13 protein-coding genes and 1 pseudogene are annotated in these 16,149 nt (G+C 68.4%); 8 read left to right on the forward strand and 6 right to left on the reverse strand.

Annotated features, from left to right (window positions below; all coding sequences use genetic code 11):
• Nucleotides 1–327 precede the first annotated feature (327 nt).
• Both D473_RS0109910 and D473_RS27125 read left to right on the forward strand, forming a co-directional pair.
• Nucleotides 328–2,802 (forward strand): GcvT family protein, encoded by a 2,475-nt coding sequence (locus tag D473_RS0109910; RefSeq protein ID WP_017608916.1) that lies wholly within the window; start codon nucleotides 328–330, stop codon nucleotides 2,800–2,802.
• 49 nt (nucleotides 2,803–2,851) lie between these two features.
• Nucleotides 2,852–2,992 carry a hypothetical protein gene (locus D473_RS27125; RefSeq protein ID WP_017608917.1) on the forward strand — a complete coding sequence of 47 codons (141 nt, stop codon included), beginning with the start codon at nucleotides 2,852–2,854 and terminating at the stop codon, nucleotides 2,990–2,992.
• A gap of 47 nt (nucleotides 2,993–3,039) precedes the next feature.
• Here D473_RS27125 and D473_RS0109920 read toward each other — a convergent pair whose 3' ends face one another.
• Complete coding sequence (locus D473_RS0109920) at nucleotides 3,040–3,705, reverse strand: GntR family transcriptional regulator (protein ID WP_017608918.1); 666 nt, start codon at nucleotides 3,703–3,705, stop codon at nucleotides 3,040–3,042.
• An 80-nt stretch (nucleotides 3,706–3,785) separates the two neighbouring features.
• Between D473_RS0109920 and D473_RS0109925 the strand changes: the two genes are divergently transcribed.
• A complete protein-coding gene (locus tag D473_RS0109925; RefSeq protein WP_026126800.1) occupies nucleotides 3,786–5,159 on the forward strand; it encodes an L-serine ammonia-lyase in 1,374 nt (457 codons plus the stop codon).
• Between the two features lie 11 nt (nucleotides 5,160–5,170).
• Complete coding sequence (purU, locus tag D473_RS0109930) at nucleotides 5,171–6,019, forward strand: formyltetrahydrofolate deformylase (RefSeq protein WP_017608920.1); 849 nt, start codon at nucleotides 5,171–5,173, stop codon at nucleotides 6,017–6,019.
• A gap of 107 nt (nucleotides 6,020–6,126) precedes the next feature.
• Here purU and D473_RS0109935 read toward each other — a convergent pair whose 3' ends face one another.
• Both D473_RS0109935 and D473_RS0109940 read right to left on the reverse strand, forming a co-directional pair.
• A complete protein-coding gene (locus D473_RS0109935; protein WP_017608921.1) occupies nucleotides 6,127–7,161 on the reverse strand; it encodes an SMP-30/gluconolactonase/LRE family protein in 1,035 nt (344 codons plus the stop codon).
• A gap of 21 nt (nucleotides 7,162–7,182) precedes the next feature.
• A complete protein-coding gene (locus D473_RS0109940) occupies nucleotides 7,183–8,979 on the reverse strand; it encodes a flavin-containing monooxygenase (RefSeq protein ID WP_017608922.1) in 1,797 nt (598 codons plus the stop codon).
• 103 nt (nucleotides 8,980–9,082) lie between these two features.
• Between D473_RS0109940 and D473_RS0109945 the strand changes: the two genes are divergently transcribed.
• Nucleotides 9,083–9,526 (forward strand): MarR family winged helix-turn-helix transcriptional regulator, encoded by a 444-nt coding sequence (locus D473_RS0109945; protein WP_017608923.1) that lies wholly within the window; start codon nucleotides 9,083–9,085, stop codon nucleotides 9,524–9,526.
• A 181-nt stretch (nucleotides 9,527–9,707) separates the two neighbouring features.
• On the opposite strand, the gene D473_RS0109950 is transcribed toward D473_RS0109945, so the two are convergent.
• Nucleotides 9,708–10,046 (reverse strand): histone-like nucleoid-structuring protein Lsr2, encoded by a 339-nt coding sequence (locus D473_RS0109950; RefSeq protein WP_017608924.1) that lies wholly within the window; start codon nucleotides 10,044–10,046, stop codon nucleotides 9,708–9,710.
• 422 nt (nucleotides 10,047–10,468) lie between these two features.
• Here D473_RS0109950 and D473_RS0109955 point away from each other — a divergent pair, with 422 nt between their 5' ends.
• From D473_RS0109955 to D473_RS0109965, 3 genes are all read left to right on the forward strand, one after another.
• Complete coding sequence (locus D473_RS0109955) at nucleotides 10,469–10,849, forward strand: VOC family protein (protein WP_017608925.1); 381 nt, start codon at nucleotides 10,469–10,471, stop codon at nucleotides 10,847–10,849.
• A gap of 186 nt (nucleotides 10,850–11,035) precedes the next feature.
• Nucleotides 11,036–11,614, forward strand: a complete 579-nt coding sequence (locus D473_RS0109960; RefSeq protein WP_026126801.1) for a TetR/AcrR family transcriptional regulator — start codon at nucleotides 11,036–11,038, stop codon at nucleotides 11,612–11,614.
• Nucleotides 11,615–12,021: 407 nt separating this feature from the next.
• The gene (locus D473_RS0109965; protein ID WP_017608927.1) at nucleotides 12,022–13,101 is read left to right on the forward strand and encodes an RNA ligase (ATP); all 1,080 of its coding nucleotides are present in this window, start codon (nucleotides 12,022–12,024) and stop codon (nucleotides 13,099–13,101) included.
• A 112-nt stretch (nucleotides 13,102–13,213) separates the two neighbouring features.
• Here D473_RS0109965 and D473_RS25635 read toward each other — a convergent pair.
• Together D473_RS25635 and D473_RS0109975 are read right to left on the reverse strand one after the other, a co-directional pair.
• Nucleotides 13,214–14,343: pseudogene (locus tag D473_RS25635) on the reverse strand (RNA-guided endonuclease InsQ/TnpB family protein).
• A gap of 378 nt (nucleotides 14,344–14,721) precedes the next feature.
• Nucleotides 14,722–16,113: an NAD-dependent succinate-semialdehyde dehydrogenase gene (locus D473_RS0109975; protein WP_017608929.1), complete on the reverse strand. Its 1,392-nt coding sequence runs from the start codon at nucleotides 16,111–16,113 to the stop codon at nucleotides 14,722–14,724.
• Nucleotides 16,114–16,149: the final 36 nt, after the last annotated feature.

A 16,149-nucleotide genomic window follows, 5' to 3' on the forward strand; every position in this document is an offset into this window, starting at 1 on the left:
CAGGATAGAGAGCGACTCGGGGTGAGCGCAAGAGCCGATTTTTGTCCCGTCGATTTTCCGGCGCGCCCTTGACTCGCGTCATTGCCGACGCCTAATCTGCCGTCCATCTGATATATCAGTCTGCTGTCGAGAAGCCGGTCCCTCGGAAGGCCATCCGCGAGCCCTCCGAGGCCCCACGGCGGATCCGCCCGCCCGCGCCCTCCACCACGAGGCCCGCCCGACCGCCCCTGCCACCGCTCTCGCACCTCGTCGCCCCGCCCCAGGTGCCCCGCGCACGCGTCTCGTCACCCAGAGCATTTGCGAGTGACCATGAGTTAGGAGACCACCATGAGTCCGAGTCCCCGCGTCGTCATCATCGGAGCAGGAATCGTCGGCGCCAACCTCGCCGACGAACTCACCGCCCGCGGTTGGAACCGCATCACCGTGGTCGACCAGGGCCCGCTGCCCCTCACCGGCGGATCGTCCTCGCACGCACCCGGGCTCGTCTACCAGACCGGACCGTCCAAGACGATGACCGCGTTCGCCCAGTACACCGTCGAGAAACTCCGCAGCCTCGACGTCGACGGCGCCTGGTGCTTCAACCAGGTCGGCGGACTCGAGATCGCCACCACCCCCGAACGCCTGGCCGACCTGCACCGCAAACAGGGCTGGGCCGCGTCCTGGGGCGTGAGCGGCACCGTCGTCGGACCCGAGGAGTGCGCCCGGCTGCACCCGCTGCTCGATCCCGGCCAGGTCCTCGGGGGTTTCCACACCCCCGCCGACGGGCTCGGCAAGTCCTCCCGGGCCGTGCTGGCCCTGGCCCGCCGCGCCGGGGCCGCCGGCGCCGATTTCCGCGGCTCGACCCGGGTCCTCGGCATCAACCAGCAGGGCGGGCGGGTCACCGGCGTGCACACCGACCAGGGCGACATCCCCGCCGACATCGTCGTCTCCTGCGCCGGGTTCTGGGGCCGGCGCGTGGGAGACATGGTCGGCATGACGGTGCCGCTGCTGCCGATGGCGCACCAGTACGCCCGCACCGGCCAGATCCCCGAGCTGGTCGGCCGCAACGACGACCTGACCGAGGCGCACCTGCCGATCCTGCGCAACCAGGACTACGACCTCTACTACCGGGAGCACAACGACCGCATCGGCATCGGCACCTACGCGCACCGCCCCATCCCGGTCTCCCTCACCGATCTGCCCGAGAACGAGGACGGCTCCACCTCCGAGGAGGACATGCCCTCGATGCTGCCCTTCACCGACGAGGACTTCGCCTCTTCCTGGGAGCAGAGCAAGCGTCTGCTGCCCGCCCTGCGTTCGGCCAAGGTCGAGGCCGGTTTCAACGGGGTCTTCTCCTTCACCCCCGACGGCGGGCCCCTGATCGGCGAGTCCCCCGACGTCGCCGGGTTCTGGATCGCCGAAGCCGTCTGGGTCACCCACTCCTCGGGTGTGGCCCGATCCGTGGCGCAGCTGCTCGTCGACGGCCGCAGCGAGGTCGACCTGCACGGTTGCGACGTGCACCGTTTCGACGAGATCGAGACCAGCGACGACTACGTCACCGAGACCTCCAAGCAGAACTTCGTCGAGATCTACGACGTCCTGCACCCCTCCCAGCCCAAGCTCTCCCCGCGCGACCTGCGCACCAGCCCCTTCCACGCACGCCAGCGCGAACTCGGCGCCGTCTTCCGGGAGAGCCACGGTTGGGAACGCCCGCACTGGTACGAGGCCAACGCTCCGCTGGTCAAGGAGCTGCCCACCGAGTGGGCACCGCGGCCCCGCGACTCCTGGTCCGCGATGTTCCACTCACCGATCGTGGCCGCAGAGGCGTGGAAGACCCGCAACGCCGTCGCGATGTACGACATGACCCCGCTCAAGCGGCTCGAGGTCAGCGGCCCCGGGGCGCTCGCCTTCCTCGATCGCCTCACCACCGGCAAGATCGACCGGTCGCCCGGTTACGTGGCTTACACGCTCGTGCTCGACGATGCCGGCGGTGTCCGCAGCGACATCACTGTTGCCCGGCTCGACGAGGAGACCTTCCAGGTCGGGATCAACGGCAACCTCGACCTCGATCATTTCCGCCGCGAGCAGCCTGCGGACCGCAGCGTGCAGATCCGCGACATCACCGGCGGCACCTGCTGTATCGGGGTGTGGGGACCGCATGCCCGCGATCTCGTCCAGCCGCTGAGCCACGACGACTTCTCCCACGAGGGTCTGAAGTTCTTCCGCTGCAAGCGCGCACACATCGCCGGTATCCCCGTCACCGCCATGCGCGTGTCCTACGTCGGTGAACTCGGCTGGGAGATCTACACCAGCGCCGAGTACGGGCAGAAGCTCTGGGACGTGCTCTACGAAGCAGGACGCGACCTCGGCGTCGCGCCCGCCGGGCGGGGCGCGTTCAACAGCCTGCGCCTGGAGAAGGGCTACCGCGCCTGGGGCGCCGACATGAACACCGAACACAACCCCTACGAGGCCGGGGTCGGGTTCGCGGTCCGTATGCAGAAGAAGGGCGATTTCATCGGGCGCGAGGCTCTGGAAGGCATCGACCCCGACGCCGTCACCCGGCGCCTGACCTGCCTGACCGTCGACGACGGCCGCAGTGTCCTGCTCGGTTCGGAGCCGGTCCTGCTCGACGGGCGACCTACCGGCTACGTCACCTCCGCCGCCTTCGCCCACACCCTCGGTACCCCCATCGCCTACGCCTGGCTGCCCTCCTCGGCCACCCCGGGCACCCCGGTGGAGGTCCAGTACTTCGACCGGAAGGTCCGGGCGACCGTCGCGGCCGAACCCCTGGTGGACCCGGAGATGCACCGGATCCGCCGCTGACCCCGGGCCCGGCGTCCCACCCGGTGCACATCGCCCGGAAAGGACCACCATGCGATCGGACTCCGCCGACACCTACCTCAACGACCTCGCCGTGCGTGTGCCCGCCCCGGGCGGGGCCGGCCCCGTCACCACCGCGCAGCTGCTCCGGCACGCGGTGCAGAGTGCTGCTGCGGCGGCGGGGCGGTCATGACGTCCCCGTGCGGGGGCCCGGCCCCTGCCGGGGCGGGCGGTCCCCGGTCAGGTGACCGCGCGGATGGCCTTCTCGAACCCGATGACGTGCTCGTGCGCGAGTGCGGACACCGTGTCGGCCTCACCTTCGGAGATGCCGCGCAGCAGGGCCACGTGTTCGCCGATGTGTCGGTCGAAGTGGCTGATGCGGTCGATGAACAGGCAGAACAGGCGGGTCGCGAGGTTGTTGTAGCGCACGAGCGTGTCCTCCAGGTGCGGGTTGGCCGCGGCCCGGTAGATGCTCCTGTGCACACGCATGTCCCACCGCATGAGGTCGCTGCGGCCGAGCGAAGCGATGTCGAGGGACTCGATCAGGTCGGCGAGTTCGGCCAGTTCGGCCTTGGTCCCGCGGATGGCGACCTGTGCGGCCCGCTTCGCTGCCAGGGGCTCCAGCTGCATCCGGATCTCGGAGATGAACGCGAGATCGGTGATGTCCACACCGGTGGCGAAGGTGCCCCGGCGCGGATAGGAGACCACCAGGCGCTCCGTCTGCAGCCTCTTCAGGGCCTCGCGGACGGGGGTGCGGCCGATGCCCAGCTCCTCGCTCAGGATCCCGTCATCGATGGGGGCCATCGGCGGGATCTCCAACATGATCAGTTGGTCCTGGATCGCGGCGTGGGCACGATCGGCCAGCGACATGGACGGCGGTTCGAGCTCCTTGGGAGTGGCGATCATGTGCCCATCCTAAGACCTGACCCCGCAGCCCCAGAACAAATCGACATCAAAGCGGTACAACTAACATTTCAGGGGCATACGTGACTATTTCCGTGTTCGACCTCTTCAAGGTAGGTATCGGTCCTTCCAGCTCACACACCGTCGGGCCGATGAAGGCGGCTCGCCTCTTTGTCTCCCGTCTGGCCGAGAACGGGGCCCTGCCCGGCACCGCGGCGGTGCGCTGCGAACTCTTCGGCTCCCTCGGGGCCACGGGGCGCGGCCACGGCAGCGTCGGGGCTGTCGTCCTCGGGCTCATGGGCGAACAACCCCACCTCGTGGACCCCGTCGCCGCCGAACCCGCGGTGCGCACCGTGCGGGAGGAAGGGCGGATCCCTCTCGCCGGGCACCACGAGATCGCCTTCGATCCCGGCGAGGACATCGTCCTGCACCGCAACAAGCGCCTGGACTTCCACAGCAACGGAATGGCCTTGGCGGCCTTCGGCCCCGGCGGGGAACGGCTCGACCGGTGTGAGTACTACTCCGTCGGCGGCGGTTTCGTCCTGGACCAGGACGACGCAGTCCGCTCCGCCCCCGTCGAGGACGGCACGCCCGTCCCCTGTCCCTTCACCACCGGCGACGAACTGCTCGCCCGAACCCGCGAGAGCGCTCTACCGGTCAGCGGCGTCATGCTCGCCAACGAACGCGCGCGCCGGAGCGAACACGAGATCCGCGACGGACTGCTGCGGATCCGGTCGGTCATGCGCGAGTGCGTCGACAATGGGACCAGCACCGGCGGCTCCCTGCCCGGCGGGCTCGAGGTCCGGCGCCGCGCCCGCGAACTGCGCACACGCCTGGAAGCCGACCAGGACGCAGCCGGCGGACCCGACCCCATGGAGTGGGTCACGCTCTACGCGCTGGCCGTCAACGAGGAGAACGCCGCAGGGGGGCGGGTCGTGACCGCACCCACCAACGGAGCCGCCGGCATCGTCCCCGCCGTCCTGCACTACGCCGACAAGTTCCTGCCCGGCTTCGACGACGACGCAGCGGTGCGGTTCCTGCTCACGGCCGGCGCCATCGGGCTCCTGTTCAAGGAGAACGCCTCGATCTCCGGGGCCGAGGTCGGCTGCCAGGGCGAGGTGGGATCGGCCTGCTCCATGGCGGCCGGCGCGCTCGCCGAGGCCATCGGCGGCACCCCCGAACAGGTGGAGAACGCCGCCGAGATCGGCATCGAACACAACCTCGGACTGACCTGCGACCCCGTGGGCGGGCTCGTCCAGATCCCCTGCATCGAGCGCAACGCCGTGGCGTCGGTCAAGGCCGTCACCGCCGCGCGTATGGCCCTGCGCGGCGACGGTCGACACCACGTCTCCCTCGACAAGGCCGTCAAGACGATGCGGGAGACCGGCGCCGACATGAAGGACAAGTACAAGGAGACCGCCCGCGGCGGGCTGGCTCTCAACATCGTGGAATGCTGAGGAGACCCCTCATGGCCCGTTCGTTCGTCCTCACCCTGAGCTGCCCCAACCGCACCGGTATCGTGCACGCGGTCAGCTCCTTCCTCCTCGACCACGGCTGCGACATCGGCGAGTACCAGCAGTTCGACGACCCCGTGCAGGCCCGCTTCTTCCTGCGTGCCCAGGTCGACGCGCCCGAGGAGGCCGACCTCGACCTCATGGAGCGCGGGTTCGAACCGGTGGCCGCCGACTTCGGGATGGCCTTCGCCTTCTCCGACCGGAACCCGGCCCGGGTGCTCGTGATGGTCTCCAAGGCCGGTCACTGCCTCAACGACCTGATCTTCCGCTGGCGCTCGGGCAGCCTCGGCGCGGACATCGTCGCCGTCGTTTCCAACCACGAAGGCCTGCGTTCGATGGCCGAGAACGCGGGACTGCCCTTCGTGCATGTCCCGGTCACCCCCGAGTCCAAACCCGAGTCCGAGGCCCGGATGCTGCAGCTGGTCGAGGAGTACGACGCCGAGCTGGTGGTCCTGGCCCGTTACATGCAGGTGCTCTCGGACCAGACGTGCAAGGCGCTGGAGGGCCGCGCCATCAACATCCACCACTCGTTCCTGCCCGGGTTCAAGGGGGCCAAGCCCTACCACCAGGCCTACGAACGCGGGGTCAAGCTCGTGGGTGCCACTGCCCACTACGTCACCCCCGACCTCGACGAGGGCCCGATCATCGAGCAGGAGGTGATCCGGATCGACCACACCCACGACCCTGCGGCCCTGCAGCGGGTGGGGCGCGACGCCGAAGCGCTGGCCCTGTCGCGCGCGGTGCGTTGGCACTGCGAGCGCCGGGTGCTGCCCAACGGGCAGAGCACCGTGGTCTTCGAATGAGGTTCCCCTGTGTCCCTCCCCGCGGGGACGGGCACAGGGGACAGACAGGACCGGCGCCCTTTCACCGGCCGTGCGGCCCGCGCCGGAGGGCGTCGACCCGGCCTCACTCAGCCCCCGTTGGACTGGCGGATCCCCTCGGCGAGGGCGTCGAAGGTGTAGATGTGGCCTCCGTCGTCACCGCTCACCGTCATGTAGGCGTCGCTCGTCCCGGGCTCGATGGCCACGTTGGTGGCCGAGCTCAGGCCTTCGGCGTCCTCCTCGGGCACCCGCACCGTCGCCACGTGCTCACCCAGGGAGCTGTACACGTACATCGCCGGTTCGTCGTGGATCGCCTGGTACAGGTTGCCGTCGGCGTCGACCGCGATCGAGTCGATCCGGGACGTACCCCCGTCGAAGTGGATCGCCGTGTGCGAGGTGAGCACCTCGGTCCCGTCCTCGTTCAGCTCGTGGTGGTCGACCTCGTTCGCCCCGTACAGGCCGACCCACAGCGCCGAGAAGTCCTCGGTGAAGGAGATCCCGTTCGGCGGGGGCAGTTCCTCGGCCAGCACCGTCGGCTCGGCGGTCTCGTGGTCGAGCCGCACCACACGGCCCTTCTCCTCCCAAGCGGGCTCGTCGTGCCCGGACATGTCGCTGATGTACATGTTCCCGGCCTCGTCGAAGGCCAGGTCGTCCGGGAACATCCGCGCGCCCTCGACCTCGCCCGAGAAGAACTCCTCGGGGTCCTCCCCGTCGGGGGTGACCGAGACGATGCGTCCGCCGGCGAAGTCGGTCAGGTAGAGCCGCTCGTCGTGCGGGCTGAACTGCGCCGAGGTGTAGGAGCCCTCGTCGTCGGTGAACACGGGGCTCACCTCGGCGGATTCGGTGTCCACGCTCATCACGTCGGGCTCGTCCCCGGGCGCGGTCACGTCGACGAACCGCAGGTCCCCGTCGGGGGCGAAGGTGGGCCCCTCCAACAGGGTCATCCCGGTCTCCTCATGGACCTCGGTCGCACGCACCAGCTGCTCGGCCGCGATCTCCTCGACCGGCCCCTCGCCCTCCCCGCTCGGGGACAGCGCACATCCGGCCGTGCTCAGCACGAGCACGGAAGCGGCCAGTGTGCGCACGGTCGCGGTGGGTCCCGGTGTTCGGGCACAGGTGTACATATGTTTCCTCACGGGTGCGGATCAGGCCTCGGTGTGCAGGACTTCGTGCAGGTGCTCCTCGCGCCACCGACCCAGGAGCGAGTGGAAGGCGATCGGACCGGGGCTGTACGAACGCCCGCTCATGACGCCGCCGCCCTCGTTGTTGTAGTAGCCGGGGGTGCACTCCTGCTGGAAACGGCTGTTCTCGTAGGCGTTCTCCTGCAGGGTCTGTGCCCAGGACTCGGCGGCCTCCGGGGTCGGCTCGATCATCCGGGTCCCGGTCCTGCGCCCCTCGGCGACGACGGCGGCGATGTGTTCGGCCTGCTCCATCAGGATGTGGGTGAAGTTGACCGAGGTGGCGTTCTGCAGCGGGCCCAGCTGGAACAGGTTCGGGAACCCGGGGCTGTAGAACCCGTGCAGGGTCCGTACGCCCTGAGCCCAGGTCTCCAGGAGCTGTCGGCCGTCGCGGCCGCGGACGGGGAGCTCTCCGGTCAGCACACCCGAGACCCCCACGTCGAAACCGGTCGCGAAGATGACGCAGTCGACCTGGTACTCCTCCTGGCCCACGACGATAGAGTCCTCGGTCATGCGCGTGATCCCGCCGTGGTCGGCGGTGTCGACCAGCGTCACGTCCGGCCGGTCGAAGGCCTGCAGGTAGTGGTCGCTGAAGGTGGGCCGCTTGCACATGTAGCGGTACCAGGGCTTGAGGGCCTCGGCCGTCTCCGGGTCTTGGACCACCTCCTCCACCCGGGCACGGATCCGGTTCATCTTCCGTGCGTCGGCGAGTTCGTCGAGGTACTCGCGCTCCTCCGGGGCCAGGTCGGTGTCCCGCGCCCCGGTGATCATCTGGCGCTGCAGGCGGGCGGTACCGGTCCACCCGTCCTGGACCAGGTCGGTCTCGACCTGCTCACCGGAGATCACCGAGAGGAAGTTCTCCATGCGCTCGCGCTGCCACCCCGGTTCCAGGGAGGAGGCCCAGTCGGGGTCGGTGGGGCGGTTGTCGCGCACGTCGACGGTGGAGGGGGTGCGCTGGAAGACGTACAGGTGCTGGGCGTCGCGCCCCAAGGGCGGGACGATCTGCACCCCGGTCGCCCCGGTACCCACGACCGCGACCTTCTTGTCGGCGAGCCCGTCCATACCCCCGTGCTGGTCGCCTCCGGTGTAGGAGTAGTCCCAGCGGCTCGTGTGGAAGGTGTGGCCGCGGAAGTTCTCGATACCGGGGATGCCCGGGAGCTTGGGCTGGGTCAGTGTGCCGGACGAGGTGACGACGAAGCGGGCGCGCATCCGGTCTCCGCGGTCGGTGCCCACGATCCACTCGGCCTTCTCCCCGTCCCAGTCCAGGGACGTCACCCGCGTGTGGAAGAGGACGTCCCGGTACAGATCGAAGGTCTCGGCGATCGCCACGGCGTGCTGCCGGATCTCCTCCCCGGGCGCGTAGCGCCACTTCGGGACGTACCCGACCTCTTCCAGGAGCGGCATGTAGGAGTAGGACTCGATGTCGCAGTGGATCCCGGGATAGCGGTTCCAGTACCAGGTACCACCGAAGTCTCCGGCCTCGTCCATCATGCGGATCGACTCCACCCCGGCCTGCCGCAGCCGGGCCGCCGTCGACAGGCCGCCGAAGCCGCCGCCGACGACCAGGGCCTCCACGGAGTCGGTCAGCGGCTCCCGTTCGGTCCACTCGGTGTAGGGATCCTTGGCGTAGTAACCGAACTCGCCGGTGGCCGAGCGGTACTGGGCCCTGCCGTCGGGCCGGAGACGCCGGTCGCGTTCGTAGGCGTAGCGTTTCCTCAACGCCTCGAGGTCGATGTCGTCCGTCTCGTGCGGGTACGTACTCAAGAAGGAGGTCCTCACTCGTGTGACTGCAGTGCCACACCCTAACAGTTAGGTGGTACCTAAATAGTTTTTCGCTGTTAGGTTTGGTCCCGGAGGTGCCAGTGCCATGACCGAGACCACGAGTGAGCAGCTCATCGCGCGATACATGGACGAACGCCGTGCACTCGCGCGCCTGCTCGTCGGCCAGCGCCTGCAACCCTTCCTCGGGCTGGAGCTCACGCTCCACCAGCTCAGGATCGTCCTGCTCGTGTCCATCGGCACCGCCACCACGGGACGTGAGATTGCCCATTTCCTGCGGATCTCGGCCCCGACGGTCTCCGCGAGTGTGGAGAAACTCGTCGCCCTGGGGTACCTGGCCCGCGAAGCCTCCGAGGAGGACCGGCGCGTCACACGCCTGGTCGCCACCCCGATGGCCGGCGACATCCAGCGCCAGTTCCTCGGCGAACCCGACCCCTCCACCGACGTGCTGAACTCCCTCGACCCCGACGACCTCCACGCGCTCGTGCGCGGCATGAGCGCCTTGCGGTGCGCGGTCGAGCAGCGCTCCTGAGACACAGGGCCTCCGAGGGCAGTGCCCCGGCGACCTTGCCTTCCGGCAACAGCGTCTCCGGAATGCCGGCCCCGGACACAGAAAGACGGGCCCCCGAAGGAGCCCGCCGAAGAACCACCGGTTCCCGTGTCTCACGTGTCACATCACGGTCCCGGTGGATCGGGAGAGTGGAGTCCGGTCCTCAGCCTTTCTGAGCGGCCTCGTATTGGTCGACCACCGACTGAGGGATGCGGCCGCGCTCGTTCACCTCGAGCCCTGCCTCCTTGGCCCACGCGCGGATCTGCGCGGCGCGTTGCGGGTTCGAAGAGGAGCGGGTCGTTTTTGCCTTGCCCTTGGTGGCTTTGCGGGCCTTCTTCCGGCCGACCTCGATGAAAGATCCCAGGGACTCACGGAGTTTCTCCGCGTTGTCACTGCTCAGGTCGACCTCATAGGTGGACCCGTCCAGACCGAACGTCACGGTCTCACTCGCTTCACCACCGTCGAGATCGTCGACGAGAAGAACTTCTACCTTCTGTGCCATCGGTCCCCCTGAAGTACGTTGCTATGCCAGTCAAAAATAACATGCGATCACCTTCAACTGGAACTCGGTAAAATGCGCGTCTTTCTGTGGCAGCACCCCCGCGTGAAGAGCGTGTGAAGAGCCGCACAGGCGGGGGAAGACTTTCCTGGCCTTTTGACAACCAGTCCACCGGGATCCGAACCCAACCACGCAAAGGTACGTATCCCATAACCGAACGAAGGCCCCTGCCCCCGTGGTGCCCGCCCTCCCGCGCGGCACGGCCTCTCACACCGCGCCGCGCGTAAAACCGGCGGGGCCTGTCTTCCGGGGCCTACGAAGAAAACCTTTCGCCCGTGCTCGCCCCGTTCGCTATGCTCCCGGTGTTGTTTCCCCGCAGGGCCGCACGGTCTTCGCGGGCCCCGAGACGAGAGCGGGTTCCGCCCATGGCATGTCGTATCGGTGAGCTCGTACTCGGTTGCCACGATCCCGCGGTACTGGAGCGGTTCTGGTGCGACGTCCTGGATTTCGTCGTGCTCGATCGCATGGACGACGGTTCGGTGGAGATCGGGCCGCGTGAGGGGTTCGGCGGTGCGCAACCGACGATCATTCTCAGCCGCAGGGACGAACCGGAACAGGGCAAACCCCGGCTGCACATCGACGTCAACGCCACCGACCGCGATCAGGACGCCGAACTCGAACGCCTTCTGGAACTCGGGGCGCGCCCGGCCGAGATCGGCCAGACCGGACAAGAGCAGTGGCACGTCCTGGCCGACCCCGAAGGTAATGAGTTCTGCCTGCTCAAAGCACGTCTCGACCCGCTCTGACACTCACCGCCCCCGGGTCTGCGGCGCATCCCCGTAGGAGGCCGCGGCCCCGTCCGAACCCCCGCGCCGACGTGCGCACGTCCCTACCGCGCACCGCTGCGGTGGGGGCATCGGTCCTCGCTTCGGTTGCAGTCCGCGACGGCTCAGCGGGTCACCGCTCCACCGGGCCCTGTTAGCCTCGATCGGGTGGGCGACAGGGTTGTGGATCAGAAGAAGATCGACAGGGAAGAATGGATTCTCGACGCTGTCATCTCCCTGTTGTCACAGCACGGGATCTCGGGTGTCAGCATGCGTGCGGTGGCCCGGGAAGCCGGTGTCGCCCTGGGGCTGGTCAACTACTACTACGCCGACAAGGTCACCCTCGTGGGCGCAGCACTGCGCCGTATCGAAGAACACGACGTGACCATGGTCGAGCCGGACCCGGACAGTAGCCCGGAGGACAACCTCCGAGCCGCTCTGCACCGTGTCGCCGACACCGAATTCCTCACCACGGAATACCTGTCCCTGCGGCTCCAACTCTGGGCGCTCGCGAAAGCCCATCCGGAGTACGAGGAGATCAACGCGGCGGCCCAGAAGCGCTATCGCACGGCGCTCGCATCGCTCATCCATTCTGCTCGACCGGAACTCACCGAGGACGAGTCGGCCGTACGTGCCACCGACATCGACATCATCCAGAACGGTCTGTGGCTCACCGTGCTCCTCGGTCTCGATCAGGAGGCCGTCCGGCGGAGCGTCGCTCTGTGTGAGCGCCTAGCCTTCCGTTGATCCGTACGCCGGTACGCGCCCCCTGCCCCCGGTACACGGGCACGCCGATGGGAGAACAGCCCTTCCGCACCGGCCTCCGGGCCGAACGGTGCCGCCGGACCGGGCCGGTCCCGGCAGCACCCTCCGGGCTGTGCGGTGGTCCCGTTTCACGTCCGTTCTGCCCTGCGCACATGAGTGAAGTCCCTGGTGCAGGAGTTCCCGAGGCAGACCCCGGCCACCAGGGGTCCGACACGAGGGGTGAGCTGTGTCCACCGCCGCGTGCAAGAGCGGCCGGGGCAAGAGGGAACCAGACCGGTCGGGGCCGTGGCCCGGAAAACGCGTTGCCGCCCCGGGGGACCGGGACCATAGTGAACCGGGCCGTCGCAACGCGTTCCGAGAGCGCGCCGCCCACGCACGAGAGGAACCAGATGTCCACCCTGCGGGTCACCGCCGAGCAGCTCACGATCCACCCGCACCCCGACGCCGACGCGCTCGAGCTGGCACAGGTCGGACTCTTCCACGCCGTGGTCGCCAAGGGCGCCTACCGCACCGGTGACTGGGCCGTCTACATCCCCGAGAGCGCGCTCCTGCCCGAGGACCTCATCGACGAGATCGGCCTGACCGGCAAGCTCGCGGGCTCCAAACGCAACCGGGTCAAGGCCATCCGGCTGCGGGGCGAGATCTCCCAGGGCATCGTGTGCAGCCCCTCCCAGCTGGCCGACCGCGACCTGGAGGCCGAGCACGAGGCCGGCACCGACTTCTCCGGCGAACTGGGCGTCACGAAGTGGGTCCCGGAGGTCCCGCTCCACATGAGCGGTGAGCTCCTGGCGGCCCCCGACCTGCTGCGGTGGATCGAGATCGAGAACGCCAAGCGCTACCCCGACACCTTCACCCCGGGCGAGCCGGTCGTGGCCACGGAGAAGATCCACGGCACCGCGTGCCTGTTCACGTTCGTCACCGAGTCCGGTGAGGGTTTCGTGTCCTCCAAGGGCCAGGGCGCGAAGAACCTGGCGCTCGCCTTCTCCGACGACAACCTGTACTGGAAAGCGGTGACGGCCTACGGCGTCCCCGAAGCCGCCCGCAAGGTGGCCGAGCGGTTCGGCGCGGACCGGGTGGGTGTGTTCGGCGAGGTCTTCGGCTCGGGGGTGCAGGACCTGGCCTACGGCGAGACCGGCCGCAGCGACCGTCCCGGTTACACGGTCTTCGACATCCGTCTGGACGCCGACGGCACCCGTACCTGGATCGACGCCGCGGACCTGCCCGCCCTCCTGGAAGAGATGGGACTGCCCGCGGCCCCGCAGGTGTACGAGGGCCCCTACGACGAGGCCGAGCTCCTCGCGGCCGCGCAGGGGAAGGAGACCTGGAGCGGCGGCGGTCTGCACCTGCGCGAGGGTGTCGTGGTCCGGCCCGCACGCGAGCGCTTCTCCCGTGTCCTCGGCGGGCGTGCGATCACCAAGTTCATCTCCGATGCCTACCTCACCCGTCAGGGCGGCACCGAATACGATTGACGTCCTCCCTGTCGTGAATCGACGGGGATTCCACCCCGCCCTTGAGGGGCGGGTGGCGCTACGCGCCTCGCGGCGCGGGCCGGTTCCTGTTTCACCGGGTCCTGCCAACCGCTCAGGCGGCTGGTCTCACGGCCCCTCCGCAGGCGTTTTGCCTGTCGGCCCGTCCGGCCGCCAGGACGATACGGGCCGCGTTCACGTCCCGATCGTGGAGGGTCTTGCACACCGGACAGGTCCAGGTGCGCACGTGCAAGGGTTTGGGCCCGTCCACGGCCCAACATTGCGAGCAGGTTTGTGAGGAGGCTAGGAACCGGTCCACCTTGGTGAAGGTGCGTCCGCCGCGGGCCGCTTTGTACTCGAGCATGTTCACGAACTGCGACCAGCCCGCGTCGTGCACGCTCTTGGCCAGTTTCGTGCGGCCCAGGGCCTTCACCGACAGGTCCTCCACACTCACGGTTTGGTTCTCGCGCGTGATGCGTGTGGAGAGCTGGTGGTGGAAGTCCTTGCGGGNGTGCGGGACAGGGCGCGCTGGGCCTTGCGCAGTTTTTTGCCGGCCCGGCGCAGGAACCGGGGGTTGGCGACCTTCTCCCCGGTGGAGAGCACCGCGAAGTGGGACAACCCCAGATCGATGCCGACCTCGGGCGTGGTTTCCGGGAGTGGCTCGTCGGTGGTTCGGACCACGAAGGAGGCGAAGTACCGGTCGGCGGCGTCCTTGAGGACGGTCACCGAGCTCGGGGGCGAGGGAAGGTTGCGTGACCACGCCACCTTCACCTGCCCGGCCCCGGGCAGGGAGAGTTTGCCGGCGTTGGTGATCTTCCAGCCGGCGTTGTTGGTGAACCGGGCCGACTGAGTACGGTCGCGGCGCGACTTGAAGCGGGGCACACCGACCTTGGGCCCCTTGCGTTTGCCGGTCTTGGAATCCTCGTGGGCCTTCCAGGCCCGGTCCACATCCCGCAGCACCTGTTGGAGCGGGACCGCCGACACCTGTGAGAGCCAGGCCCGCTCGGGGGTCTTCTTCGCCCTGGTGATCAACGCCTTGGACAACTCGGCGCTCTTGGGCACCCGTTGGTAGGGGCCCTCGGCGATCCGGTGCTTCGCAGAACCGAGCAGCTTGTTGGCGGCCTTGACCGGCCTGGTGCGTTCCAGCGCGTCGTTGTAAACCACCCGCACACACCCGAACAAATGAGCCAGCGCGACGCGCTGACCCGGGTCCGGGTAGAGGCGGTAGGCGAACCGAAGCTGCATGCGAACAACCGTACGACCAGGATCGGTGCGGGCGCAGGAAAACCAGGAAAAAGCCCGGGCCGGACGGTGGCCGGCTGTCCCGGCCTGCTCCACCCGCACGGGCCTGCCTCAGCTCCTGCTCCTGGCCGGGCGCGGTGTGGGGTTCCAAACCCTACCGATCGCGGGGAAAGGCCCACCGGACGGGTGTGCTGCGCTCCTTCGTGCCAGGACCAGGAACACCCCTCCTGGCACGAAAGGGCGTGGTGGCCAGATCCGATTCACCTCCGGCCTGAAGACCGGAGCACTCTCGAACAAGACGAGTAGACCGGCCGACACGGCGAAGGGCATGTACCGGAGCGTTCCGGTACATGCCCTGTGTCCGGGAAGCGGCCGCCCCGATCAGGCGGAGGAGCCCGTCGGCATCACCTTGATGAGTTTCTTGTTGACGAACTCCTGGATACCGGCGGCGGAGAGCTCATGGCCGTAACCGGACCTCTTGGTCCCACCGAACGGCAGGTCCGGCCTGGTCCAGGTCGGGTGGTTCACGAAGACCATCCCGGTGTCGATACGGCGGGCCACGTCCATGCCGTGGTCGGTGTCCTCGGTGAAGACCGAGCCGCCCAGCCCGAAACTGGAGTCGTTGGCGATCCGTACCGCGTCCTCCTCGTCCCGAGCGCGGTAGAAGAGGGCGACGGGGCCGAAGAACTCCTTGTCGTGGACCGGGTTGTCCTTGGTGATCCCGGTGAGGATCCTCGGTTGGACGAAGGCGCCTTCCTCGGGCACCGGATCACCCGGTGTGGTCACCGACGCGCCGTTCTCGACGGCCTCGTCGACGAGTGCGTCGAGACTGTCGGCGGCACCCTGTGAGGACAGGGGCGGCAGGGTCGTCTCGGGGTCGAACGGGTCACCCGGCTTCAGTCGGACGATACCGTCGTGGAACCGACGGAGGAACTCGTCCGCGACCTCGTCGACGACGATGATGCGCTTGGAGGCCACGCAACTCTGCCCGGCGTTGTTGAGCCGGCCCCACAGCGCCCGCTCGACGGTCATGTCGAGGTCGGCGTCGGCGAGCACGATCAGAGCGTCGCTCCCACCGAGTTCCAGGGTGCTCTTCTTCAGTTCCTCACCCGCGTTGGACGCGACGCTGGAGCCCGCGCCCTCGCTCCCGGTGAGTGCGACCCCCTTGACGCGTGGATCCTTGATCGCTCGGGCGACCTGCTCCTTGCTCGCGTAGACGTTGGTGTAGGCACCCTCCGGTGCGCCCGCCTCGTGCAGGAGCTGCTCGAAGGCCGCGGCCGACTGCGGAACGATCTCCGCGTGCTTGACCATCACGACGTTCCCGGCCATGAGGTTGGGGCCCGCGATCCGCGCCAACTGGTAGTAGGGGAAATTCCACGGTTGCACCCCGAACAGGATCCCGATGGGGTCGCTGACGACGACCGACTCACCGGAGTCCGGGAACTCGGTGTCCACCCTTTCCGGGGCGAGGAACTCCTCCGCGTTGTCCGCGTAGTAGTCCAGGATGGAGGCGGCCAGCTCGACCTCCTCCTTGCTCTCCCCGGACAACTTGCCCATTTCCAGAGTGGGGAGCCTGGCGAAGTCCTCCGCTCGTTCCCGAAGGATCTCCGCGGCGCGCTTCACCACTTCCTTGCGCTGGTCGAAGCTCTTGGTGCGCCACCCCTCGAAGGTGTCCTGAGCTGTTGCGAGGGCGCGCTCCAACTCCTCGTCCCCGATCTCGGGGAACGTCGCCAGCGTCTCGTTCGTGTACGGGTTCGTGGTCGCGTAGGCCATGGTGGTTCCTCTCTTCGCGCTCTCTGTCCGGGGGAC

It is taken from the genome of Nocardiopsis xinjiangensis YIM 90004 (assembly GCF_000341145.1).
GTDB lineage: Bacteria > Actinomycetota > Actinomycetes > Streptosporangiales > Streptosporangiaceae > Nocardiopsis > Nocardiopsis xinjiangensis.

What these genes read in the sequence shown, in the direction of transcription:
- D473_RS0109910 (WP_017608916.1), top strand. Translation starts at nt 328, where the DNA reads ATGAGTCCGAGTCCCCGCGTCGTCATCATCGGAGCAGGAATCGTCGGC.
- D473_RS27125 (WP_017608917.1), top strand. Translation starts at nt 2,852, where the DNA reads ATGCGATCGGACTCCGCCGACACCTACCTCAACGACCTCGCCGTGCGT.
- D473_RS0109920 (WP_017608918.1), bottom strand. Translation starts at nt 3,705, where the DNA reads ATGATCGCCACTCCCAAGGAGCTCGAACCGCCGTCCATGTCGCTGGCC.
- purU (WP_017608920.1), top strand. Translation starts at nt 5,171, where the DNA reads ATGGCCCGTTCGTTCGTCCTCACCCTGAGCTGCCCCAACCGCACCGGT.
- D473_RS0109935 (WP_017608921.1), bottom strand. Translation starts at nt 7,161, where the DNA reads ATGTACACCTGTGCCCGAACACCGGGACCCACCGCGACCGTGCGCACA.
- D473_RS0109945 (WP_017608923.1), top strand. Translation starts at nt 9,083, where the DNA reads ATGACCGAGACCACGAGTGAGCAGCTCATCGCGCGATACATGGACGAA.
- D473_RS0109950 (WP_017608924.1), bottom strand. Translation starts at nt 10,046, where the DNA reads ATGGCACAGAAGGTAGAAGTTCTTCTCGTCGACGATCTCGACGGTGGT.
- D473_RS0109955 (WP_017608925.1), top strand. Translation starts at nt 10,469, where the DNA reads ATGGCATGTCGTATCGGTGAGCTCGTACTCGGTTGCCACGATCCCGCG.
- D473_RS0109965 (WP_017608927.1), top strand. Translation starts at nt 12,022, where the DNA reads ATGTCCACCCTGCGGGTCACCGCCGAGCAGCTCACGATCCACCCGCAC.
- D473_RS0109975 (WP_017608929.1), bottom strand. Translation starts at nt 16,113, where the DNA reads ATGGCCTACGCGACCACGAACCCGTACACGAACGAGACGCTGGCGACG.